Annotated in this window: 22 protein-coding genes; 10 read left to right on the forward strand and 12 right to left on the reverse strand. The window is 71.9% G+C overall.

The window, feature by feature from the left end:
• Nucleotides 1–287: 287 nt before the first annotated feature.
• The 4 genes from LGR69_RS20400 to mfd all read right to left on the reverse strand — a co-directional run bounded on the left by LGR69_RS20400 (nucleotide 288) and on the right by mfd (nucleotide 8303).
• The gene (locus tag LGR69_RS20400; protein WP_230367168.1) at nucleotides 288–1337 is read right to left on the reverse strand and encodes an HpcH/HpaI aldolase/citrate lyase family protein; all 1050 of its coding nucleotides are present in this window, start codon (nucleotides 1335–1337) and stop codon (nucleotides 288–290) included.
• A 214-nt stretch (nucleotides 1338–1551) separates the two neighbouring features.
• The gene (locus tag LGR69_RS20405) at nucleotides 1552–2877 is read right to left on the reverse strand and encodes a DUF2778 domain-containing protein (RefSeq protein ID WP_230367169.1); all 1326 of its coding nucleotides are present in this window, start codon (nucleotides 2875–2877) and stop codon (nucleotides 1552–1554) included.
• A 265-nt stretch (nucleotides 2878–3142) separates the two neighbouring features.
• A complete protein-coding gene (locus tag LGR69_RS20410) occupies nucleotides 3143–4462 on the reverse strand; it encodes an AmpG family muropeptide MFS transporter (RefSeq protein ID WP_091864335.1) in 1320 nt (439 codons plus the stop codon).
• 232 nt (nucleotides 4463–4694) lie between these two features.
• Complete coding sequence (gene mfd, locus LGR69_RS20415) at nucleotides 4695–8303, reverse strand: transcription-repair coupling factor (protein WP_230367170.1); 3609 nt, start codon at nucleotides 8301–8303, stop codon at nucleotides 4695–4697.
• Nucleotides 8304–8536: 233 nt separating this feature from the next.
• Here mfd and LGR69_RS20420 point away from each other — a divergent pair, with 233 nt between their 5' ends.
• Entirely contained in the window at nucleotides 8537–8788 is a 252-nt protein-coding gene (locus tag LGR69_RS20420) for a hypothetical protein (RefSeq protein WP_230367171.1), read from the forward strand.
• A gap of 10 nt (nucleotides 8789–8798) precedes the next feature.
• On the opposite strand, the gene LGR69_RS20425 is transcribed toward LGR69_RS20420, so the two are convergent.
• Together LGR69_RS20425 and LGR69_RS20430 are read right to left on the reverse strand one after the other, a co-directional pair.
• Nucleotides 8799–9029: a hypothetical protein gene (locus tag LGR69_RS20425; RefSeq protein WP_007559116.1), complete on the reverse strand. Its 231-nt coding sequence runs from the start codon at nucleotides 9027–9029 to the stop codon at nucleotides 8799–8801.
• 15 nt (nucleotides 9030–9044) lie between these two features.
• A complete protein-coding gene (locus LGR69_RS20430; RefSeq protein WP_091864333.1) occupies nucleotides 9045–9341 on the reverse strand; it encodes an FAD assembly factor SdhE in 297 nt (98 codons plus the stop codon).
• A 192-nt stretch (nucleotides 9342–9533) separates the two neighbouring features.
• On the opposite strand from LGR69_RS20430, the gene LGR69_RS20435 reads away from it, so the two are divergent.
• The 3 genes from LGR69_RS20435 (at nucleotide 9534) to LGR69_RS20445 (ending at nucleotide 11428) form a co-directional block, all read left to right on the forward strand.
• Nucleotides 9534–10511 (forward strand): quinone oxidoreductase family protein, encoded by a 978-nt coding sequence (locus LGR69_RS20435; protein WP_007559112.1) that lies wholly within the window; start codon nucleotides 9534–9536, stop codon nucleotides 10509–10511.
• Nucleotides 10508–11134, forward strand: a complete 627-nt coding sequence (pncA, locus tag LGR69_RS20440) for a bifunctional nicotinamidase/pyrazinamidase (RefSeq protein WP_230367172.1) — start codon at nucleotides 10508–10510, stop codon at nucleotides 11132–11134. Before LGR69_RS20435 ends, pncA begins: the two co-directional genes overlap by 4 nt.
• A gap of 93 nt (nucleotides 11135–11227) precedes the next feature.
• Nucleotides 11228–11428, forward strand: coding sequence for a hypothetical protein (locus tag LGR69_RS20445; RefSeq protein ID WP_007559109.1), 201 nt, complete (start codon nucleotides 11228–11230; stop codon nucleotides 11426–11428).
• 40 nt (nucleotides 11429–11468) lie between these two features.
• Here LGR69_RS20445 and LGR69_RS20450 read toward each other — a convergent pair whose 3' ends face one another.
• The 3 genes from LGR69_RS20450 to rimO form a co-directional block, all read right to left on the reverse strand.
• Nucleotides 11469–11720, reverse strand: coding sequence for a hypothetical protein (locus tag LGR69_RS20450; RefSeq protein WP_230367173.1), 252 nt, complete (start codon nucleotides 11718–11720; stop codon nucleotides 11469–11471).
• Nucleotides 11721–11965: 245 nt separating this feature from the next.
• Complete coding sequence (dinB, locus tag LGR69_RS20455; protein ID WP_230367174.1) at nucleotides 11966–13048, reverse strand: DNA polymerase IV; 1083 nt, start codon at nucleotides 13046–13048, stop codon at nucleotides 11966–11968.
• A gap of 266 nt (nucleotides 13049–13314) precedes the next feature.
• Complete coding sequence (gene rimO / locus LGR69_RS20460) at nucleotides 13315–14667, reverse strand: 30S ribosomal protein S12 methylthiotransferase RimO (RefSeq protein WP_230367175.1); 1353 nt, start codon at nucleotides 14665–14667, stop codon at nucleotides 13315–13317.
• A gap of 379 nt (nucleotides 14668–15046) precedes the next feature.
• Between rimO and pabB the strand changes: the two genes are divergently transcribed.
• From pabB to LGR69_RS20490, 6 genes are all read left to right on the forward strand, one after another.
• Nucleotides 15047–16453, forward strand: coding sequence for an aminodeoxychorismate synthase component I (gene pabB / locus LGR69_RS20465; protein WP_230367176.1), 1407 nt, complete (start codon nucleotides 15047–15049; stop codon nucleotides 16451–16453).
• Nucleotides 16450–17073 carry an anthranilate synthase component II gene (locus LGR69_RS20470; protein ID WP_230367177.1) on the forward strand — a complete coding sequence of 208 codons (624 nt, stop codon included), beginning with the start codon at nucleotides 16450–16452 and terminating at the stop codon, nucleotides 17071–17073. The genes pabB and LGR69_RS20470 overlap by 4 nt, the downstream gene beginning before the upstream one ends.
• Complete coding sequence (locus LGR69_RS20475) at nucleotides 17060–17923, forward strand: aminotransferase class IV (protein ID WP_230367178.1); 864 nt, start codon at nucleotides 17060–17062, stop codon at nucleotides 17921–17923. Before LGR69_RS20470 ends, LGR69_RS20475 begins: the two co-directional genes overlap by 14 nt.
• Nucleotides 17920–18330, forward strand: a complete 411-nt coding sequence (locus LGR69_RS20480; protein WP_007559097.1) for a DoxX family protein — start codon at nucleotides 17920–17922, stop codon at nucleotides 18328–18330. The genes LGR69_RS20475 and LGR69_RS20480 overlap by 4 nt, the downstream gene beginning before the upstream one ends.
• Nucleotides 18331–18551: 221 nt before the next feature.
• Nucleotides 18552–18740, forward strand: a complete 189-nt coding sequence (locus LGR69_RS20485) for a hypothetical protein (RefSeq protein WP_230367179.1) — start codon at nucleotides 18552–18554, stop codon at nucleotides 18738–18740.
• Between the two features lie 128 nt (nucleotides 18741–18868).
• Nucleotides 18869–19411, forward strand: a complete 543-nt coding sequence (locus LGR69_RS20490; protein ID WP_091864324.1) for a YciE/YciF ferroxidase family protein — start codon at nucleotides 18869–18871, stop codon at nucleotides 19409–19411.
• Between the two features lie 105 nt (nucleotides 19412–19516).
• Here LGR69_RS20490 and LGR69_RS20495 read toward each other — a convergent pair whose 3' ends face one another.
• The 3 genes from LGR69_RS20495 to LGR69_RS20505 form a co-directional block, all read right to left on the reverse strand.
• The gene (locus LGR69_RS20495; protein WP_230367180.1) at nucleotides 19517–19840 is read right to left on the reverse strand and encodes a hypothetical protein; all 324 of its coding nucleotides are present in this window, start codon (nucleotides 19838–19840) and stop codon (nucleotides 19517–19519) included.
• A gap of 77 nt (nucleotides 19841–19917) precedes the next feature.
• Nucleotides 19918–20787: a nucleoside triphosphate pyrophosphohydrolase gene (mazG, locus tag LGR69_RS20500; RefSeq protein ID WP_230367181.1), complete on the reverse strand. Its 870-nt coding sequence runs from the start codon at nucleotides 20785–20787 to the stop codon at nucleotides 19918–19920.
• 62 nt (nucleotides 20788–20849) lie between these two features.
• Nucleotides 20850–21083, reverse strand: a complete 234-nt coding sequence (locus LGR69_RS20505) for a hypothetical protein (protein ID WP_007559087.1) — start codon at nucleotides 21081–21083, stop codon at nucleotides 20850–20852.
• Nucleotides 21084–21427 lie beyond the last annotated feature (344 nt).

A 21427-nucleotide genomic window follows, 5' to 3' on the forward strand; every position in this document is an offset into this window, starting at 1 on the left:
CTCAACGGCACGGCACCGAATCGACCGGATGATACCGCGCTCTCACGCGCGCGGGTGCTCTCGCCTCCATAGACGGATTGGAGGCGCATTCATGTCTGAAACCGCGAGGCGCCCCCTCTCCCGTGCGGGAGAGGGTTGGGGTGAGGGACCTGCCCTATCCGGAAAGACCTGTCCCCTCACCCTGTCCCTCTCCCGCACGGGAGAGGGGACCCGCGCCTCCTTCTGAACGAGTATCGCCGGGCCGTGCCGGCCTTGGATTCCGGATGGCGCGCATCGCCCCCCGCGCGCTACCCCAGCTGATACACAGCCGCCAGCTCCGGATCCTTCGCGGCAACCAGCTTGGCGAGGTCCACGATGACCTTGGCCTGCTTCCAGGTGGCGTCGTCCTGCATCTTGCCGTCGAGCATCACGGCGCCGGTGCCGTCGGGCATCGCGGCGACGATGCGGGCCGCGAAGGCGACCTCGGCGGGGTCGGGCGCAAAAACCCGCTTGGCGATCGCGACCTGGCTCGGATGCAGCGTCCAGGCGCCGGCGCAGCCCATCAGGAAGGCGTTGCGGAACTGCGCCTCGCAGGCATCGCCGTCGGAGAAGTCGCCGAACGGGCCGTAGAACGCCTTGAGGCCGTTGGCCATGCAGGCATCGACCATCTTGGCGATGGTGTAGTGCCAGAGGTCCTGCTGGGCCGTGGCCCGGGGGGCGTCGCCCGCGGGATCGCTGAGCACCCGGTAATCCGGGTGGCCGCCGCCGACCCGGGTGGTCTTCATGCCGCGCGACGCCGCGAGATCCGCCGGCCCGAGGCTCATGCCGTGCATCCGCGGCGAGGCCGACGCGATGGCGTCGACATTGGCCACGCCCTCGGCGGTCTCCAGGATCGCGTGGATCAGGATCGGCTTGGTCACCCCGTGCCGGGCCTCGAGCTGGGCGAGCAGCTGGTCGACGTAGTGGATGTCCCAGGGCCCCTCGACCTTGGGCACCATCACGACGTCGAGCTTGCTCCCGACCTCGGCCACGATCGTGAACAGGTCGTCCAAGATCCAGGGCGAGTTGAGGGCGTTGATCCGCGTCCAGAGGCCGGTGCCGGTGGCGGCGAAATCGGTCGCCTGGGCTAGGGCGACGAAGCCCTTGCGGGCCGCCTCCTTCTGGTCGGCCGGGACTGCGTCCTCCAGGTTGCCCAGCACCACGTCGACGGTGCCGGCGAGCTCGGGCACCCGGGCGCGGACCTTGTCGTTGTGGGGCGGGACGAAATGGATCATCCGCTCCAGCCGCACCGGCAACTCGCGGAACGGGGCCGGCGCGCCGGTGGCGAGGGGCTGGAAGAAGCGGCGGGGCAGTTTCATCGGGTGCCTCTTGTCAGGGCTGGCGTCTGGCCCCGTTAAGGCAGGCTTGGGCGGGCGCGTAAAGGCGCGGGCCGTGCGGGCAGCCTCGGACTTTCGGGGCAGCCCCGCCCCATCCGAACTCCGCACGATCCTTTCGGGACGGCGGCGTTCAGCCTCGCTCATGCGCCGCGCGGGCGTGCCGATACGCGCTCCGCTCTATCCAGCGAACCTCAGATCAGCCCCGCCGGCCCGGGCGGTCGACCATCCCGACCCGGCTGCCGAAGAAGTCGCCCCGGCTGCCGGCCACCACCACCAGGCGGCGGACCTCGCCCCGCAGGAACGCCTGCAGGAAGCGGTTGTAGTCGCGGAACGAGACGCAGCCGTTCGAGGCGCCGGGCTGGCGCAGCATGTAGGTGTGGGCGAGCAGGCCGTCGCGGCCGTGGATCGCGCGGCTGCCGCCCACCGGGTTGAGGCGGATCGCCCGGACCCCGTGGAACAGGCGCTCGCGCTCGGTCAGGTCGTAGGTACCGGGGGGCGTCGAGCCGCGCATGCGCAGGTGGACGTAGCGCGGGTCGTCCATGGCCTCGCCGAGGCCGGAATGGGCCTCCAGCACCTCGCCGGAGGGCAGGGTCACGGTGCGGGCGGTGATGTCGTAGACGGCGGTGCCGGCCACGGATTCCGGGGCCGCGCTGATCCGGGTGCGCGGCGCCTCCTGGGGCAGGGCATCCGGGCTGGCATAGGCCAGCGCCTGGCGCGACTCGGCCCGGGGCGCGGCGGCGCCGACGCCGAACAGCTTCTCGAGGAAGGACGGCTCCTCCGCCATGGCGGCGCGGAACACGTCGCGGGTGCGGGGCAGGGCGCGGGCCGCGACCCGGGGCGCCGGGGCCACGGCCGGGCGCCGCAACTCGGACGGGCGGGCGACCGGCAGCGGGACGAGGCTCGGCGCGAGGGCCGCGGGCGTCGGCTCGGCGGCGGCGACCCGGACCGGCGCGGCCGCCCTGGGCGGCACGGCGGCGGCCTGCACGACAGGGGCTTGGATGATGGGGGCCTGCACGGCGGGAGCCGGGGCCGGCTCGACCGACGCCATCCGGGCCTGGACCACCTTCCGGGCGACCCGCTGGGCGATCTCCCGGACGGCCGGGGACGGCTCGGCCATCGCGACCTGGAAGGATGCGGCCGGGGGCGGCGCCCCGAAGGCCGTGGCGGCACCGGAGCCGAGCGCCGGGCTCGGATCGAGCATCCAGGCGATGCTCGGACGCGGCGCGGGCCGGGATTCGGGGGCGGGCTGCGCCTCGGCCACCGGGGCGGGCGGGTTCCAGCTGATCGGCAGCCCGTGCGGCAGGGTCAGCACGGTCCAGCCGGCCATGGACAGGGCGGCCAGGGAGATCAGCGCCGTCAGCCGGGCGCGGCGGCGGGCGCGCCGCATGGCGCTCGGGTAGGGAGCCCGGGTCGGCGGCGCGTCGGGCGCCTCGTAGGCCAGGCGCGGGTAGGGCGCCGGGGCAAAGGCCGGCATCGGGGCCGCGTCGCGGTACGCGGGTCGGGAATACGCAACCTGGGCCATGCGGGAACTCGCGTACGCGCTTCCCCACCCGGCAGCCGTCGCCGTTCGCCCGCGGAGGCTTTTTCCGCGCACGTGGCCTGGGTTGCCCGTCTGGGGAGGACATCAACCGTCCAGCCCATTAGGCATCCCCATGGTTAATCTTGGCTAAAGACCCGACGCGGCGCGGCGGGCCGGCCTGGAACACCCGTCGACGCCGCCGGGAACTCCAGAACAACCGACCGAACACCCGTCGGCGGCCTGCGAAGACTGAGCAGGACCGGCGCGCTCACGCGGCCGGCGCCTCCATGGGCCCGTGCCGCCGGGCGACCAGGAGGCAGAGCAGCGCCACCGGCACGCCGATCAGGGCGGTGCCGACGAAGAACCACGTGAAGCCGGTCTGCTCGATGACGAAGCCCGAGAGCCCGGCGAGCAGGCTGCCCGGCAGGGCGCAGAGTGAGGTCAGCAGGGCGTATTGGCTGGCCGCGTGCTCGGTGGCCGCGAGGCGGGACATGTAGGTGATCAGCACGATCGACGCGAAGGCGTAGGCGAAGCCGTCGATCCCGACCGTGACCGCGAAGGTCCAGAACGCCGCCCCGCCATGGCCGCCGTGCCAGGCGAGATAGGCGAGCGCCAGATGCGAGGCCGAGGCCGCCACGGTGCCGATCAGGAGGCTCGCCATCATGCCGATCCGCGGGATGATGGCGCTGGCCAGGAAGGTGCCGCCGAGCGCGATCCAGAAGCCGAACAGCTTGGTCACCGTGGCGATGTCGGTGTTGGTGTAGCCTAGCGTCTTGAACAGCGGGATCGCCATGGTGCTCGACACGTAGCCGGGCATCCGGAAGCCCGCGACCAGCGCGAGCACCGGCACCGCCAGGGGGCCGAGCCGGGCGAGCAGGTCGCGGATCGGCGCCCAGACCGTCTCGACGAAGCCGCCGGGCGGCAGCGGCGCGGCCGGGGGCTCCGGCGCCAGCAGCGCGGCGATCGTGCCGGGGGCGAGCAGCAGAGCCATGCACAGATAGGCGGCGCGCCAGCCATAGGCGTCCGACAGGTAGAGGGCGCCGGCCCCAGCCGCGAGGTTGCCGACCCGGTAGCCGATCTCGGCCCAGGACGACATCAGCGCCTGCCGCTCGGGCGGCGCGACGGTGATGCGCCAGCCGTCGATCACCACGTCCTGGGTCGCCCCCGCCACCCCGAGCGCCAGCGAGAACGCCACCGTCCAGGCGAGCCAATGCGCCGGGTCGCCGAAGGCCACCCCGGCCAGCGCCAGCGCCACCAGGATCTGCGCGGCGACGATCCAGCCCCGCCGCCGCCCGAGCCAGCGCCCGAGCAGGGGCGCGTCGTGCCGGTCGAGGAACGGCGCCCAGAGGAACTTGAGCTTGTACGCGATGGTCAGCTCGCTCATCAGCCCGATCGTCGCCAGCGGCACCTTGGCCTGGACCAGCCAGGCCGATTGCGTCGCGTAGACGAGCAGGAACGGGATGCCCTGCGCGAAGCCTAAGCCCAGCACCGCCACGACCCGGCGGTCGGTGAACAGGGGCGTCAGGAAGGCGTTTTTCTCGGATCCTGCCGCGTCTGACGCGCCGGTGGCCTGCGCCGGGTTTGCCATCTGCGCGTCTCCTGGGCTGTGCCGGGGCACAGAGCCAGAGACGGGCGGACGGTGCAACACGCACGCGACGCTCCCACCCGCGCCCTCATCCTGAGGTGCCCGCGTCAGCGGGCCTCGAAGGAGGCTTCCAGGGATCGCAACGACTTCTGGAGGGCTCCTTCGAGGCGTCCGCTGCGCGAACGCGCCTCAGGATGAGGGGGGTGGTTTGGAGGGGCGCTGTCGCCCCCGCCCCTCACGCCGCCTTCTTCACCCGCTCGGCGATCTTGACCAGGCTGCGCAGCACCTCCGTGGCGGTCTTGAGCCGGGCCGGGATCGTGGTCAGTTCGCGCACGAACACGACGCTCATGTCGGGCCGCACCTTGGCGAAGGAGGCCTGCTCGGCGACGTACGCCACCAGCCCCTGCGGGTTGGCGTAGGACTTGTCGCGGAAGTGGACGACCACGCCCTTCGGGCCGGCCTCGACCTTCTCGACATTGGCCTTGAGGCACAGGATCTTGATCGTGCCGATCTTGAGGAGCTGCTCCACCTCCGGCGGCAGCGGCCCGAACCGGTCGATCATCTCGGCCCCGAAGCTCTCCATCTCGGCATCGTCCTGGAGGGTTGCGAGCCGCCGGTAGAGGGCCAGCCGCGCGCCGAGATCCTCCACGTAGGTCTCCGGGATGGTCACGGGGGCGCCGAGCGCGATGGTCGGCGACCACGCCTCCTCGGGGACGTCCTCGATGCCGGCCTTGAGCCCCGTGACCGCGTCCTCCAGCATCTGCTGGTAGAGCTCGTAGCCGACCTCCTTGATGTGGCCGGACTGGGCGTCGCCCAGAAGGTTGCCGGCGCCGCGGATGTCGAGGTCGTGGCTGGCGAGCTGGAAGCCCGCGCCCAATGTGTCGAGGCTCTGCAGCACCTTGAGCCGCTGCTCGGCCTGGGTGGTGAGCTGGCGGTTGGCCGGGGTCGTGAACAGCGCGTAGGCGCGCGCCTTCGAGCGGCCGACCCGGCCGCGCAGCTGGTAGAGCTGGGCTAGGCCGAACATGTCGGCCCGGTGCACGATCAGCGTGTTGGCGGTGGGGATGTCGAGGCCCGATTCCACGATGGTGGTCGAGAGCAGCACGTCGAACTTGCCCTCGTAGAAGGCGGTCATCACGTCCTCGAGCTGGCCCGCCGCCATCTGGCCGTGGGCGATCGCGACCTTGATCTCCGGCATCTCGGCGTCGAGGAATTTCTTCACCTCCGCCAGGTCCTCGATGCGGGGCACGACGTAGAAGGACTGGCCGCCGCGGTAGCGCTCGCGCAGCAGCGCCTCCCGGATGGTCAGCGGGTCGAACGGCGTCACGAAGGTGCGCACCACCAGCCGGTCCACCGGCGGCGTGGCGATGATCGAGAGCTCGCGCACGCCGGTCATGGCGAGCTGGAGCGTGCGCGGGATCGGGGTCGCCGAAAGCGTCAGGACGTGGACATCCGCCTGGAGCGCCTTCAGCCGCTCCTTGTGGGCGACGCCGAAATGCTGCTCCTCGTCGACGATGATCAGGCCGAGATCCTTGAACGCGATGTTCTTGGCGAGCAGCGCGTGGGTGCCGACCACGATGTCGACGGTGCCGTCGGCGAGCCCGGCCCGGGCCTGCTTCATGTCGGCGGCCGAGACGAACCGGGAGAGCTGGGCGACCTGGACCGGAAGGCCCTTGAAGCGCTCGGCGAAGGTGCGGAAATGCTGGCGGGCCAGCAGGGTGGTCGGCACGATCACCGCCACCTGCTTGCCGGCGATCGCCGCCGCGAAGGCGGCGCGCAGAGCCACCTCGGTCTTGCCGAAGCCGACATCGCCGCAGACCAGCCGGTCCATCGGCCGGCCGGCATTGAGGTCGTCCAGCACCGCGTCGATGGCGTTGGCCTGGTCCTCGGTCTCCTCGAACGGGAAGCGGGCGGCGAACTCGCCGTAGAGACCCTCGGGCGCCTTGAGCACCGGGGCCTTCCGGACGAAGCGCTGGGCCGCGACCTTGATCAGCTCGCCCGCCATCTCGAGGATGCGGCGCTTCATCTTGGCCTTGCGGGCCTGCCAGGCGCCGCCGCCGAGCCGGTCGAGGGCGACCTCGGAATCCTCCGAGCCGTAGCGGGTCAGGAGCTCGATATTCTCCACCGGCAGCAGCAGCAGGCCGCCGGTGTAGCTCAGCTCCAGGCAATCGTGCGGGGCGCCGGCGGCGTGGATCGTCTTCAGGCCGGAGAACCGGCCGATCCCGTGGTCGGCATGGACCACGAGGTCGCCGGGCTGGAGCGCCTGCACCTCCAGGATCACGTCCTGGGGCCGCTTGGCCTTGCGCTTCTGGCGCACCAGCCGGTCGCCCAGGATGTCGCCCTCGGAGACGACGGCGAGCTCGCCCACCGTGAAGCCGGCTTCCAGGCCCCAGACCGCCACGGCGGAATCGGCGCCGCGCTTGAGCGCGTAGACGTCCGACAGGCGGGTGATCGCCACGGGCTTCTTCAGGCCGTGGTCGGTGAGCACGCCGCAGAGCCGGTCGCGGGAGCCGTCGGACCAGGATCCCAGGATCACGTGATGCCCGGATCCCTGGAGGTCGCGGATATGGGCCACCGCCGCGTCGAACACGCTGGCGCTCTCGTTGGCGCGCTCCCGGGCGAAGCTGCGCCCGGCCTTGGCGCCGCAATCGATGACGGCACGCTCGGGCGAATCCGGCTGGGCGAAGGGGGTCAGCCGCGCCACGGTGGCGGCGGCGATCCGCTCCTTCAGCTCGTTCGGGGTCAGGTAGAGGGCGCGGGGTGGCAGCGGCTTGTAGGGGGCAACGCCGGCCTGCGGCGTCTTCATCGCCCCCTCGCGGGCCTGGTAGTAATCCTGCACGAGGCTGATCCGCTCGGCGGCGGCATCCTCGACCTGCGGGTCGAACACCAGCGGCACGCCGCCGAGATAGTCGAACAGGGTGTCGAGGCGATCGTAGAACAGCGGCATCCAGTGCTCGAGGCCGGCATAGCGGCGGCCCTCGCTCACGGTCTCGTAGAGCCGGTCGTCCCGGGTCGCGGCGCCGAAGCTCTGGATGTAGCCCTGGCGGAAGCGCCGGATCGTCTCGGTGGTGAGCTGGACCTCGCTCATCGGCATCAGGTCGAGGGAGCGCAGCTGGCCGGTGGTGCGCTGGGTCTCCGGGTCGAAGGCGCGGATCGATTCGAGGGTGTCGCCGAAGAAATCGAGGCGGATCGGCGCCGGCAGGCCGGGGGGCGACAGGTCGAGGATGCCGCCGCGCACCGCGTACTCGCCCGTATCCCGCACCGTGCCGGTGCGCATGAAGCCGTTGGCCTCGACCCAGGCGACCACGTCGTCCATCGCCACGACGTTGCCGATCGCGGCCGAGAACGCCTCCTTGGCGATGTGGCCCCGGGGCGGCACCCGCTGCACCAGGGCGTTGACCGTGGTGCACAGGATGCGCGGGCGGTCCTCGGCGGAGCGGGTCCGGGCGAGGCGGGCGAGCGCGGTCATCCGGGCGGCGGCCGTGGCCGTGGTCGGCGAGACCCGGTCGTAGGGCTGGCAGTCCCAGGCCGGCAGGTTCATCACGTCCATCTCGGGCGCGACGAAGCCGAGCGCCGACTGGAACGCCGCCGAGCGCCCGGAATCGCGCGCCACATGCACCAGCACCGCGGGGGCATCGACGGTGGGCGCCAGGGCCCGGGCGAGGTCGGCCACCGCCAGGGCGTCGAATCCCTCCGGAGCGTTCGCCAGGACCGGGCTGTCGCCGCGCTTCAGGGCCTCGAGCGCCTGCGCGAGCGCCGAGGACTTCGGCAGCGCGAAGCGCGCGACCTGGGGCTTTGCAGCCGGGGCAGGGGGCTTCGGGGCGGATTTCGGCTGGGGCTTGGCCATCGGGTCTTTCGCGGGGAGTCCCGCCGGGCACAGGGAGGGCTGACGCGGGCCGGCGTTAGCCCATTGAGCCGTCGTGATAAAGCATCCCGGCGGCGGCGTTGGGGTGGCTGACGATGTCCTATATGGCGGCAGCGCTCCAGCGGGGAACGTGTGTCCCGGTGCGATTCGGGGAGGCGCGCGCCAGCCGGGGCGCGGCACTTTCACCGCGCCGGACGATCACAGGGGGATCCGCCATGGCGCAGGACGACGCGATCTTGTTCACGCGCCTGGCGGATGGAACGCTGCTGCAACGTCATCGCGATGGCGCGTTCCGGCCGCCAGCCTCGACGATGCCTTCTGGGAGCAAGCGACACAGGTTTGAGGCACTGTCGCTCTTGCAGACTGCGACGCGCCCCCGCGCCCGCCAGGAGTCACATCCTGGCCTGTTCAAAGGCGAAAACCTGATTGGACGGCATCCGTTACAGGCGGCCGGGAAGGGGCGCTGAGCCCCAGCTCCTACGCGTCGGGCCCGACGATCTCCGCCAGCGCGGCCTCGACCCGGCCGCGGAAGAAGTCGGCATTGGGCATGCCCTCGGTCATCGCGGCGGCGCGGCCGGTGGCCTGGCGCAGGATCTCGGCGCGCAGCGCCGGGTCGCTGCGCTCCATCATCTCCAGCATGATGCGGACCACGAGCTCGGTGGCGATCGAGCGGGCGGGATGGTCGTAGGTCGGCTTGGGTTCGTCCATCGCGGGCTTTCGCTCTCAGGAATGAATCGGCGCGTCGTGCCGGTGGAACGCGCGCACGCGGCGCCAGACCGACGTGTCGTAGTTCGACGGCGTCTCGACCTCGCCGGTGAGCCACTTGAACAGGTCGCGGTCGGGCACCTCGATCAGCGCCTCGAACTGGTCGAGCTCCGCCTCCGACAGGGTCCCGATCTCGGCATCGGCGAAGCGGCCCATGATCAGGTCCATCTCCCGGATGCCCCGGTGCCAGGACCGGTACAGGAGGCGGCGGCGGCGCGGATCGAGGTCGGCGCTGGTGCGGGTGGTGCCGGACATTGGTTCGCGACTTCCGGTCGGAGGATAGGCGGGACTCAAGATAGGCGGCGCGGGCCGCCGGATCCAGGATTCGGGTTTCAGATCGGGCCGCAACCGCAGAGCGAACGGCAAAAAGCAATTGCCTCCGGCGGGTGCTCCGTTATCTCGAGTCCGCGACGTCCCGGCGCAACGGGGCTCGAGCGGAGTACGACGATGCCGAAGGCGATCCGGGTCTACGAGTACGGCGGCCCCGAGGTGATGAAGTTCGAGGACGTGCCCCTGGCCGAGCCCGGCCCCGGGCAGATCCGGGTCCGCCAAGCCGCCATCGGCGTCAACTTCATCGACATCTACTTCCGCACCGGCGCCTACAAGTCGCCGCACATGCCCTACACCCCCGGCAAGGAGGGCGCCGGCACCGTCTCGGCGGTGGGCGAGGGGGTCTCGAACATCAAGCCCGGCGACCGGGTGGCCTACGGCTCGGTGCCGGATGGCTGCTACGCCGAGGAGGCGGTGATCCCGGCCGCCGCCGCAGTGCCGATCCCCGACGGCGTCGACGAGAAGACCGCCGCCGCCATGATGCTCAAGGGCCTGACCGCCGAGTACCTGCTGCACCGGACCTACGCGGTGAAGCCCGGCGACACGATCCTGTGGCACGCCGCCGCCGGCGGCGTCGGCCTGATCGCCTGCCAATGGGCCAAGCATCTCGGCGCCACGGTGATCGGCACCGCCGGCAGCCCCGAGAAGGCGGAGCTGGCCAAGCAGAACGGCTGCGACCACGTCATCCTGTACCGCCAGGAGGACGTCGCCAAGCGGGTGCGCGAGCTGACCGACGGCAAGGGCGTGCCCGTGGTCTATGACGGCGTCGGCCAGGCGACCCTGATGGGCTCGCTCGACAGCCTCGCGCCGCTCGGCCTGCTGGCGAGCTTCGGCTCGGCCTCCGGGCCGATCACCGGGCTCGATCTCGGCCTGCTCGCCCCGCGCGGCTCGCTCTATGTGACGCGGCCGACGCTGGCGACCTTCTCGTCCAACCGCGCCACCCTGGAGGAGGCGGCCGCCCGCCTGTTCAAGGTGGTCGGCGACGGCGCCGTGAAGATCGCCGTCAACGCGACCTACCCGCTCGCCGAGGCGCAGCAGGTGCACCGGGACCTGGCCGGCCGGGAGACCACCGGCTCGATCGTGATGCTGCCGTGACACCCGGCGCTGCCGACCTGCTCCTCGTCATCGACGTGCAGGTCGATTTCCTGCCGGGCGGGGCCCTCCCCGTCCCGGACGGGGACGCGGTGGTCGGGCCGGTCAACGCGCTCCAGCACCGTTTCCGGCACGTGGCGCTGATGCAGGACTGGCATCCGGCCGACCACGTCTCCTTCGCGGACACCCATCCCGGGCGGGCCCCGTTCGAGACGGTGGCGCTGCCCTACGGCCCGCAGGTTCTGTGGCCCCGGCACTGCGTCCAGGGCAGCCCGGGCGCGGGCTTCGCGCCGGGGCTGGCCACCGACCGGGCGAGCCTGGTGGTCCGCAAGGGCCTGGACCCGCGCGTCGACAGCTACTCGGCGTTTCTCGAAGCCGACCGCACCACCCGCACCGGGCTGGCCGGCGCGCTCACCGAGCGCGGCATCTCCCGCGTCGTCCTGTGCGGCCTCGCCACCGATTTCTGCGTGCTCTGGAGCGCGCTCGATGCCTGCGCGGCGGGTTTCGACGTCTGGGTGGTGGCGGATGCGGTGCGCGGGATCGACCTCGACGGGTCGGTCGAAGCGGCCTGGGCCCGGATGGCGGCGGCCGGCGTGCGCCGGATCGGCTCGGACGCGATCGCCTGAACGCCCCGGGAGGCGAACCGCCGCATGCGCGGCGGGCGACCGCCCGGAGCCCGACGCGTTGGCCCGGCTCCGGAACCCGACAGGAGTCAGGCGATGTCATCCAAGCACCCGAAGACCGAGACCCCGACCGACGCCGACCTCAAGGGCAATCCCGGCATCGGCACGTCCAAGGGCATGAGCGGCGCCGACCCGGAAGACCTGGAGGCGGATTCGACCTTCGAGGGCGACGTCGAGAACGAGACCAAGCCGGACGGCGGCATCGACCCGAACCATCGCCCGCGCAAGAACGCCTGATCCAGGAAGCCCGGGCCTGCTTGGCCCGGGCCGCTTCGCGTCAGCGGGCGCGGACCGGCGCCCTCGGCCGCTGCGGCGCGGTGATCGCATCGGTGGGGGCGGTCCCGTCGCTGAGGAAGCCGTAGCCCGGGCTGCCCGACGAAACGTAGAGCTGCGGAGGGCTCGCGGTGTAGCCCCGCAGGAGGGCGGCGTTGGCGGCCCCGAACGACGCGGTGTTGTCGGCGCGGGCGGCGCCCGCCGGCACGCTCAGCAGCAGAGCGGCCGCCAGGGCCAGGGAGAAGGGCTTCGACATGGGGCGGATCCTTTGATGTGGGCGCGGTTCGGGCGATCCTCGACCGCACGGGATGACCCCCATCTGTGGTTGCCGAGCCGCAGCCGACGTGTGGCACCGCACAATGGACGCGGCAGCGCACCATGGTGCGCCTGCGACGGATCGGAGCATCATTCCGAAAGGTGGTGTGCGGCCCTCGGGATAAAGGAGGATGCGACACCGGGAACCCGGCGTATCGGTCCGGTCCCGGCGGCCCGGACGCGGGCCTAGAGCCCCAGCCCGAGCTGCAGCGGCTCTTCTTTTTCCCCCTGCTCGAAGCCCGAGAGCGCGATCCCGATCAGCCGGGCGCTGCGCCGGAGGGGAAACAGGCCGGCGAGCAGGTCCAGGCCGATCCGCTCGAGGGCGGCCCGGTCGGCCACCGGGGCGGAGAGCGACTTCGCCCGGGTGACCTGCGCGAAATCCGAGAATTTGAGCTTCAGGGTCACGGTCCGGGCCCGCATTCCCTTGGCATCCGCCCCGGCCCAGACCTTGTCGAACAGGGGCGCGAGCCGCGCCGCCAGGATTTCGAAGGCGGCCGTATCCTCCGAGAAGGTGGTCTCCGCCCCGATCGACTTGCGCACCCGGTGGGCGCGCACCGGCCGCATGTCGAGCCCGCGGGCGACCGCGTGGTAATAGGCCCCGGCCGACCCGAAGGCCTCGCGCAGCCGGTCCGGATCCCAGGCGCGCAGATCGGCCCCGGTCTCGATGCCGAGCCGCTTCATCTTCGCCTCGGTGACCGGCCCGACCCCGTGGAACCGGCCGATCGGCAGGGCGGCGACGAAATCCGGCCCCATGGCCGGCGTGATCACGAACAGGGCGTCGGGCTTGCGGTAGTCGGAGGCGACCTTGGCCAGGAACTTGTTGTACGAGACCCCCGCCGAGGCGACGAGGCCGGTGCGCTCCAGGATCTCGGCCCGGATCGCCTTGGCGACGGCCGTCGCCGTGGGAAGGCCCAGGAGATTCTCGGTGACGTCGAGATAGGCCTCGTCCAGGGCCACGGGCTCGATCACCGGCGTGTGCCGGGCGAACACCGCCCGGATCTCTTCCGAGACCGCCCGGTAGACCTCGAAGCGCGGCTTCACGAACAGCAGGTCCGGGCAGAGCCGCCGGGCGGTGGCCGACGGCATGGCCGAGCGCACGCCGAACCGGCGCGCCTCGTAGCTCGCGGCCATCACCACGCCCCGCTCCCGGGAGCCGCCCACGGCGAGCGGCAGCCCGCGCAGGGCGGGATCGTCGCGCTGCTCCACGGAGGCGTAGAACGCGTCCATGTCGATATGGATGATCTTGCGGAGGGCGACCTCCGGATCCATCGCCGCCTCGGGGTCCGGCTCGAGTTCTTGGTCTGTTCCGAAAGAGCGCGGCGGGGCGGCGGGGTCAAGGCGGGTCGCGCGCACCTCAACAGGGATATCCGCCTCACCCCCTCATCCTGAGGTGCCGCGTCAGCGGCCTCGAAGGAGGCTTCCAGGTATCGCGCGGCCGGCTGGAGCCTCCTTCGAGGTCTCCGCTGCGCTGCGGCCCCTCAGGATGAGGGGGTGGGTCGGAGGCTCGTCCGATCCCGCGCGGGCGGCGGGCCGCCTCAGGTCACGCTGCCGTAGAGGTCGTAGGCGTCGGCCCGGTCGATCTTCACGGTGACGATGTCGCCGGGGCGCACCGGGCGCCGGAAGGCCGCGTGGACGGTGCCGTCGATCTCGGGGGCGTCGGCCTTCGACCGGCCCTTGGCGATCCCGCCCTCGACGGAATCGACGATCATGGCCAGCCGCTTGCCGACCTTGGCCCGCTGGAGCCGGAGCGAGATCGCGTTCTGCGTCTCCATGAACCGGCGCTTGCGCTCGGCCTTCAGCTCCGGCGGCACGAGGTCGCCCAGCGCGTTGGCGGTGGCGCCGGCCACCGGCTCGTATTCGAAGCAGCCGACGCGATCGAGCTTGGCCTCCTGCAGCCAGGACAGCAGTTCCTCGAACTCGGCCTCGGTCTCGCCGGGGAAGCCGACGATGAAGGTCGAGCGGATGGCGAGGTCCGGGCAGGTCTGCCGCCAGCTGCGGATCCGGTCGAGCTGGCGCTCCTGGTTGCCGGGCCGGCGCATCCGCTTGAGCACGGAGGGGCTGGCGTGCTGGAGCGGCATGTCGAGATAGGGAAGGACCTTGCCCTCGGCCATCAGCGGGATGACCTCGTCCACGTGCGGGTAGGGGTAGACGTAGTGCAGCCGCACCCAGGCCCCGAGCTCGCCGAGCTCCTTGGTCAGGTCGTAGAACTTCGCCCGCACGCTCCGGTCGCGCCACGGGCTCTCACTGTAGCGGACATCGACGCCGTAGGCGCTGGTATCCTGCGAGACGACCAGCAGCTCCTTCACGCCGGCTTTGACCAGCTTCTCGGCCTCGCGCAGCACGTCGCCGGCCAGGCGGCTGACGAGGTTCCCACGCAGGGACGGGATGATGCAGAAGCTGCAGCGGTTGCTGCACCCTTCCGAGATCTTCAGGTAGGCGTAGTGGCGCGGGGTGAGCTTGATCCCCTGCGGCGGCACCAGATCGAGGAACGGGTCGTGGGCCGGGGGCACCGCCTCGTGGACCGCCGCCACCACGGATTCGTAGGCCTGCGGCCCGGTGACCGCGAGCAAATCGGGATACTTTGCGCGGATCTCCTCGGGCTGCGCGCCCATGCAGCCGGTGACGATCACCCGGCCGTTCTCGGCCATGGCCTCGCCGATCGCCGAGAGCGATTCCGCCTTGGCCGAATCCAGGAACCCGCAGGTGTTGACGATCACCACATCCGCCCCGTCGTGGCGGCGGGCCAGCTCGTAGCCCTCGGCGCGCAGATGCGTGAGGATCCGCTCGGAATCGACCAGGGCCTTGGGGCAGCCCAGCGAGACGAACGAGATCTTGGGGGCGGCCCCGGGGGTAGCTCCCTGAGGTGCGGGCGTGGCGGTTGCGGTCATGGTCGCATTCGGAAGACGGGTCGGACGCCACCCTCGCGTGCAGCCGGTGGATCGGGTCGCACGGAGCGCGCGGATCGGCGTTCGGGATCGCGCCCTATAGCGGTTCTAACGCGCTCGCGCGAGACCGGCCGCCGCAGGGGTGCCCGGCCCGGTGCGGGAGGCTGGCGCCACAATCGAAACTTGGCTGTTTGCAGGGGTTTGCCGGCGGCTCCTGAGATCCCACATCAGGTCCTGCCGGCCTTCTCCCACGCCCGGGACGGGTCCCGACCGCCCTCGACGGGCGCGGCCTTGCGCGGAACTGCCGCTTTCCCCGCGGCATCGCCTGTGCAACGGCAGCGCGCGGGGCGCGTGCCCTCAGGACATGAGCCCGAACCCGGTCATGTGGACCCAAGCGATCTGGACCCAAGAGATCTGGACCCGAGAGATCCCCGTCATCGATCCCGTCGCGGCGGCCGCCCGGTTGCGGTCCCTGCCGGATCTCGCCTTCCTCGACAGCGCCATGCGGCACGACGCGCTCGGCCGGCACTCGATCGTGGCCGCCGACCCGTTCGCGCGCTTCCGGTTTCGCGACGGGCGCGCGACCTTGGACGGGCGCCCGGTCGAGGGCGGGCCGTTCGCGGCTTTGCGGGCCTGCCTGGCGCCCTACCGGGTCGAGCCCGATCCCGAAAACCCGTTCCCGGGGGGCGCCATCGGCTATCTCGCCTACGATCTCGGGGCGCAGCTCGAGCGGGTCGCGGCCCCTGCCCGGCGGGCGGGGCTCACCGACGACATCGCCGTCAATCTGTACGACACGGTGCTGGTGATCGACCACGCCGCCGGCACCTGCCGGCTCGTCGCCACCGGCTTCCCCGAGACCGAGCCGGCGGCCCGGCAGGCGCGGGCCGAGGCGCGGCTCGCCGCCTTCGCCGACCGGCTCGGCACCGAGATCCCGCCGGAAGAAGCGCCGCCGAGGGCCGCAAAAGACCTCGTGTGGCGCTCGAACTTCGACCGGCAAACCTATGAACAGGCAGTCGAAAAGGTCCGCGCCTATATCCGGGCCGGCGACATCTACCAGGCCAACATCGCCCAGCGCTTCAGCGCCGACCTGCCGGCGGGTTTCGACCCGTTCGCGCTCTACCGGCGCCTGCGCGCCACCAATCCGGCGACCTTCGGAGCCTATCTGGAACTCGAAGGGCTGACCGTCGCGTCGTCCTCGCCCGAGCGCTTCATCCGGCTCGACGGCCGGCACGTCGAGACCCGGCCGATCAAGGGCACCGCCCGCCGGCTCGACGATCCGGAAGCCGACCGGGCGGCGGCCGAGGCGCTCCTGGCCTCGGTCAAGGAGCGGGCCGAGAACGTCATGATCGTCGACCTCTTGCGCAACGACCTGTCCCGGGTCTGCGCGCCCGGCAGCGTCGCCGTGCCCACCCTGTGCGGGCTCGAGACCTACGCCAACGTCCACCACCTCGTCTCGGTGGTGACCGGGACGCTGCGCGACGGGCTCGACGCCCTCGACCTCTTGGAGGGCACCTTCCCCGGGGGCTCGATCACCGGGGCCCCGAAGATCCGCGCCATGGACATCATCACCGAGATCGAGGGCGATGCCCGGGAGCTCTATTGCGGCGCCATCGGGCGGATCGGCTTCGACGGCGCGCTCGACACCTCGATCGCGATCCGCACCGTGTTCATGGACGACAGCCAGGCCGTCCTGCAGGCCGGCGGCGGCGTGACCCTGCTGTCGGAGCCCGGCCCGGAATACGACGAGACCCTGGCCAAGGCCGCCCGGGTGTTCGAGGCCTTCGCATGATCCTGGTCCTCGACAATTACGATTCCTTCGTCTTCAACGTCGTCCGCTACCTGGAGGAGCTGGGCGAGACGGTCCGGGTCGTGCGCAGCGACGCGCTCGACGTCGCCGGCATCCGGGCGCTCGCCCCCGACGCCCTGGTGGTGTCGCCGGGCCCCTGCACCCCCGCGGAGGCCGGCATCTCCCTGCCGGCGATCCGCGACCTGTCCGGCGAGGTGCCGATCCTCGGCGTCTGCCTCGGCCACCAGGCGATCGGCGCGGCCTTCGGCGGCACGGTCGCGCGGGCGCAGCGCCCCCTGCACGGTCAGGCGACCCCGATCGAGCACCGGGGCGAGCGGCTGTTCTCCGGACTTCCGGCGCCGATGCCCGTGGGCCGCTACCACTCGCTGGTGGTCACCCCCGGCCCCGACATGGACAAGCATCTCTCGGTCGACGCGGTCTCGCAGGAGGGCGAGGTGATGGCGCTCTCGCACCGGACCCACCCGACCTACGGCATCCAGTTCCACCCGGAATCGGTGCTGACCGAGGGCGGCCACGCCCTGTTCGCCAACTTTTTGGGCCTCGCCCGCGCCTGGCGCGACGAGCACGGCCATCAGGACGGGCGCGACGATGCTGTGGCGTGACGGGACGATCGTCCCGGGAACACGGGCGCCCCTGGACCACACCGATCGCGGCCTGACCCTGGGCGACGGCCTGTTCGACACGGCGCTGGCGCTGGGCGGCCGGGTGGCTTTCGAGGACGCCCATATCGCCCGGCTCTGCGCCGGGGCGGAGACCCTCGGGATCCCCGCCGAGGCGGACAGAATCCGCGCGGCCATGCGGGCGCTGGCCGAACAGGGCAGGGGGGAGGCCGACCGGCTGGCGATCCGCACCACCCTCACCCGGGGCTCCGGTCCGCGCGGGCTGAAGCCCCCGGTGGATCCGCAGCCGACCCTGTTCGCCACCGCGGCGCCGAGCGCCAGGGGCGCGGCCTTCGCGCGCCTGCGGCTGTGGCCGACCGGGATCGCCCGCAACGACACCTCGCCCGCCGTCCGGCTCAAGACCTTGGGGTATCTCGACGCGGTGCTGGCCGCCGGGGAGGCCGCCGCGTCGGGCTTCGACGAATCCCTGTTCTGCAACACGAGAGGCCGCGTCGCCTGCGCGGGCACTGGCAACCTGTTCGCGCTATTCGGCGACAGGCTGGTCACGCCGCCGCTCGCCGACGGCGTGCTCGCCGGGATCGTGCGCGCGGAGATGCTGGGGCTCGCCGGGGCGTGCGGCTTGCGCGCGGAGGAGGAATCCCTGTCCCTGCCCGAGCTGCTCGGCGCGGAGGCGGTGTTCCTGACGAACTCCCTGCGGCTCCTCGCCCCCGTGACGGCGATCGGCGCCACCGCCTTCGCCAGCCCGGATCACCCGGCCGTGGCCCGGCTGAGTGCGGCGCTGCGAAGCGCAATCGCCCGCGCCTGCGGGGTCGCGGAAGACCGGGTCGGATGACCGGGCCGACATCCGAGACCTGGCGCCGCCGGCTGCGCTACGCCCTGGCCCTCATCTATGCCGGCATCGGGATCGTCCACCTCGTGGCCGCGGACGCGATGCTGCCGCTGATGCCGGATTGGGTGCCGGCGCCGCGCTTGGTGATCCTGGCCACCGGCCTGTGCGAGATCGCCGGGGCGATCGGGCTCCTGACCCGGTCGCTGCGCCGGGCGGCCGCGATCGGGCTCGCCCTCTACGCGGTCTGCGTCTACCCGGCCAACCTCAAGCACGCCTTCGACGCCGTCCATGTCGATGGCATCCCGGATTCCTGGTGGTACCACGGCCCAAGGCTGGCGTTTCAGCCGGTCTTCGTCTGGGCGGCGCTCTGGGCCGGCGGCGTGATCGACTGGCCGGTCCGCCGCCGCTGAGGCGACAGCCTATCGAGCGCGCCGGCGAGCCGGCATTCGCGCGGCCCCGGACGGGACGGCGGCCGCGCCGGCCAGCAATGCCTGAGAAACCGTGATCACAGGATCCCGGGATCTCTGGCTCACGGCAGGCTTTGATCCTGGGATCGCCGCGGATAGACTGTGGCGCGGTCGCCGCACGCGCTGGAACATCGCGTCGCCCGGCCCCGATACGGGCGATGGACATGACGAAGCGCCGCGCGGCCGGCCGCACGACACCGATCGCCGACACGCTGCCGGAGCAGGCCGAGGTCGAGCGCGCCATCGAAGCCGTCCTCGACCGCCTGCGGCCCAAGCCGGCGGCTGCGCCCGCATCGCGGGCACCGAAGGTCGAGGGCCCGCGGGGATCGGGCCCGGGCCGGAAGGGCGACTGAGCGGTCCCGGCCGGCCCGAAAGGTTCCTCCACAGGGCGAAGATTTCGCCCGGACCCGTCGGGCCCGACCGGCGTTCCCCGTCCGGAAGCCGCGTTCCCGAACGCGGCCCGTATCGGAGATAGACCGCCATGGCCAAGCCGAAGACGCTGCACGACGCCTTCTACGAGACCCTGAAGGACGTCTATTATGCCGAGAAGCAATCCGTGAAGGCGCTCAAGAAGTCCGCCAAGGCGGCCGAGCACCCGGAGCTGCGCCAGGCCTTCGAGACCCATGCCGAGGAGAGCGCCCAGCAGGTCGAGCGCCTGACCCAGGTGTTCGAGATCATCGGCAAGCCCGCCCGCGCCAAAACTTGCGAGGCGATGCAGGGCATCACCTCGGAGATGGAGGAGGATCTGGAGGATTTCGCCGACAGCCCGGCCGCCGACGCGGTGCTGGCCGCCTGCGCCCAGGCGGTGGAGCATTACGAGATCGCCCGCTACGGCACCCTGAAGACCTGGGCCCGCCAGCTCGGTCACGAGGAGGCCGCCAAGCTCCTCGACGAGACCCTGCAGGAAGAGAAGAAGACCGACGCGCTGCTGTCCAAGATCGCCGAGACGATCAACGCCGAGGGCACCCCGGCGGACGACGATGCCGAGGCCCCGAAGGGCAAGGCCCCCAAGAAGGCGGCCTGAGTACGGCTGCGGCGGAGGAGGGCCCCCGCTCCTCCGCCTTCCTGGAGATCCGGGATCCCGAAGGGCTCAGTCCTTTGGCGGGGTCCGGGGCGGAGCCCCGAGATCCTACTTCGCCGCCTCGATGGCGCTGAGCGGCGTCCAGTAGCAGCGATCCTGCCCGCTCGTGAGGGCGAGGCACCCGTAGGTCATCGTCCGGGTCTCGAGCCGCACCTGCTCGCCGGGCTTCCACGTCCGGCACTCGCCGCTGGCCAGGCTGCCGTTCAGGAGCTGGCCGAAGCCCGATTCATCGCCGGCCATGACCAGCTTGAACAGGCGGTCGGTGACCTCCTGGGTGTGGCAGCCGAACCGTTCCTTGACGATCGTCTCGGCTCGGACGGGGAGGGCGAGGGTCGCGGCGAGGACGGCGAGGGTGGGCAGGAGGATGCGCATGGCCGAAGGATAAGCGCGACGCGCCACCTGTCGACCCCTCACGTCCGGGCGTGCCATGCGGGCGAAAGCCGCGCCCGCTACGCCGTCTCGTCCCGCTTCGCCGCCTGCCAGGCCGCCTCCATGGCGGCGAGATCCGAGCGCCCGAGTTCCCCGCCCGCAGCCTTCAGATGCGCCGCCATGGCGGCGAAGCGGCGCTCGAACTTGGCGGTGCCGTCGCGCAGGGCAGTCTCGGGATCGATCCCGGCATGCCGGGCGAGGTTGGCCACCGAGAACAGCAGGTCGCCGATCTCTTCCGACAGGGCCTGCGGGTCGCCGGCCGCCAGGGCCTCGGCGACCTCGTCGGTCTCCTCCCGGACCTTGTCGATCACCTGGGCGGCGTTGCCCCAGTCGAACCCGTAGGCCGCCGCCCGCCGGGAGATCTTCTCCGCCCGGGCCAGAGCCGGCAGGGCGCGGGCGACGCCGCCGAGCGGATCCGGTTCGGCGGCGCCGGGATCCCGGGCCACCCGCTCCTGCGCCTTGATCGCCGCCCATTGCGCCTCGACCTGCGCCGGGTCGCGCAGGGTCGAGCCCGCGGGGAGGGGGGTCCCGTCCGGCTCGAACACGTGCGGGTGGCGGCGGACCAGCTTGTCGCCGATCGCCCGGGCGACGTCGTCGAACGCGAAGGCGCCCTCCTCCTCGGCCATGCGGGCGTGGAACACCACCTGGAGGAGCAGGTCGCCGAGCTCGTCGCGCAGATCGTCCCGGTCGCCCCGCGCCACCGCGTCCGCGACCTCGTAGGCCTCCTCGATCGTGTAGGGCACGATGGTCGCGAAGGTCTGCCGGACGTCCCAGGCGCAGCCGCGCTCGGGATCGCGCAGATCGGCCATCAGGCGCAGGAGCCTGCGCAGGGAGGCCGGCTCACCGGCGGCCAGGGGCTCGGACCGGCTTGAATCGGGTGCGTCGCTCATGCCCGCCGGGTTAGAGCAGGATGCGGGACAAGGGAATCCGGCGGCCCCGCTCAGATCTCGGGTCAGACCCGGGCGTCGCGCTCGCGCACCCGCTCGGCCTGCAGCTCGCTGAGATAGCCGGTCAGGCGACCGGTGACGCCGGGATCGGCGCATTGGACCCAGAGCGGCGCCGGCAATGCCCGCACGGGCAGGCGCTGCAAGAAGGCTTCGGCCGAGAGGGCCGCCTCCCGTTCCGAAGTGGCGGCCAGGAGCCGCGCCCCCGCCTGCGTGCCGATCAGGATCGCAATCGTGGCCATGGGCGCCCTCACATCGGGATACCAACGACGCGACCGGCCTTCGCGTTGCCTCGGCCGGAGCGGGTGCCCATGTATCGGCGCCTCCGGGAAGGGCAGGGCGGCCGCCCTCGCGTCCATAATGGACAGGTCCCCTGGCTCGGGTCTTGCGTAACCGGAGGACCGACACCACCTCTACCATCGTTGCCGACGCTGCGCATGGCGGGTCGGCGATATCCTCGAGCCGAATCGCGAGCCATCCGCCCGGTGCAAGCCGGAGCCGTCTTCGCAATGCCGGCAAAAGGGTTGTTGACATAGGAATGCGGGGCGTCCTATACGGCGCCTCCCGACGCGGTGCCGAAGCAACG

It is taken from the genome of Methylobacterium brachiatum (assembly GCF_020523825.1).
Classification (GTDB): domain Bacteria; phylum Pseudomonadota; class Alphaproteobacteria; order Rhizobiales; family Beijerinckiaceae; genus Methylobacterium; species Methylobacterium brachiatum.

Coding starts and splice junctions, on each gene's coding strand:
- rimO (WP_230367175.1), bottom strand. CDS start 14,667: ATGACCGCAACCGCCACGCCCGCACCTCAGGGAGCTACCCCCGGGGCC.
- mazG (WP_230367181.1), bottom strand. CDS start 20,787: ATGAGCGACGCACCCGATTCAAGCCGGTCCGAGCCCCTGGCCGCCGGT.
- LGR69_RS20450 (WP_230367173.1), bottom strand. CDS start 11,720: ATGTCGAAGCCCTTCTCCCTGGCCCTGGCGGCCGCTCTGCTGCTGAGC.
- LGR69_RS20410 (WP_091864335.1), bottom strand. CDS start 4,462: ATGGCAAACCCGGCGCAGGCCACCGGCGCGTCAGACGCGGCAGGATCC.
- LGR69_RS20505 (WP_007559087.1), bottom strand. CDS start 21,083: ATGGCCACGATTGCGATCCTGATCGGCACGCAGGCGGGGGCGCGGCTC.
- LGR69_RS20485 (WP_230367179.1), top strand. CDS start 18,552: ATGACGAAGCGCCGCGCGGCCGGCCGCACGACACCGATCGCCGACACG.
- LGR69_RS20475 (WP_230367178.1), top strand. CDS start 17,060: ATGCTGTGGCGTGACGGGACGATCGTCCCGGGAACACGGGCGCCCCTG.
- LGR69_RS20400 (WP_230367168.1), bottom strand. CDS start 1,337: ATGAAACTGCCCCGCCGCTTCTTCCAGCCCCTCGCCACCGGCGCGCCG.
- LGR69_RS20470 (WP_230367177.1), top strand. CDS start 16,450: ATGATCCTGGTCCTCGACAATTACGATTCCTTCGTCTTCAACGTCGTC.
- LGR69_RS20405 (WP_230367169.1), bottom strand. CDS start 2,877: ATGGCCCAGGTTGCGTATTCCCGACCCGCGTACCGCGACGCGGCCCCG.
- LGR69_RS20495 (WP_230367180.1), bottom strand. CDS start 19,840: ATGCGCATCCTCCTGCCCACCCTCGCCGTCCTCGCCGCGACCCTCGCC.
- LGR69_RS20425 (WP_007559116.1), bottom strand. CDS start 9,029: ATGGACGAACCCAAGCCGACCTACGACCATCCCGCCCGCTCGATCGCC.
- mfd (WP_230367170.1), bottom strand. CDS start 8,303: ATGGCCAAGCCCCAGCCGAAATCCGCCCCGAAGCCCCCTGCCCCGGCT.
- LGR69_RS20430 (WP_091864333.1), bottom strand. CDS start 9,341: ATGTCCGGCACCACCCGCACCAGCGCCGACCTCGATCCGCGCCGCCGC.
- LGR69_RS20435 (WP_007559112.1), top strand. CDS start 9,534: ATGCCGAAGGCGATCCGGGTCTACGAGTACGGCGGCCCCGAGGTGATG.
- pabB (WP_230367176.1), top strand. CDS start 15,047: ATGTGGACCCAAGCGATCTGGACCCAAGAGATCTGGACCCGAGAGATC.
- dinB (WP_230367174.1), bottom strand. CDS start 13,048: ATGGATCCGGAGGTCGCCCTCCGCAAGATCATCCATATCGACATGGAC.
- LGR69_RS20420 (WP_230367171.1), top strand. CDS start 8,537: ATGGCGCAGGACGACGCGATCTTGTTCACGCGCCTGGCGGATGGAACG.
- LGR69_RS20480 (WP_007559097.1), top strand. CDS start 17,920: ATGACCGGGCCGACATCCGAGACCTGGCGCCGCCGGCTGCGCTACGCC.
- LGR69_RS20490 (WP_091864324.1), top strand. CDS start 18,869: ATGGCCAAGCCGAAGACGCTGCACGACGCCTTCTACGAGACCCTGAAG.
- LGR69_RS20445 (WP_007559109.1), top strand. CDS start 11,228: ATGTCATCCAAGCACCCGAAGACCGAGACCCCGACCGACGCCGACCTC.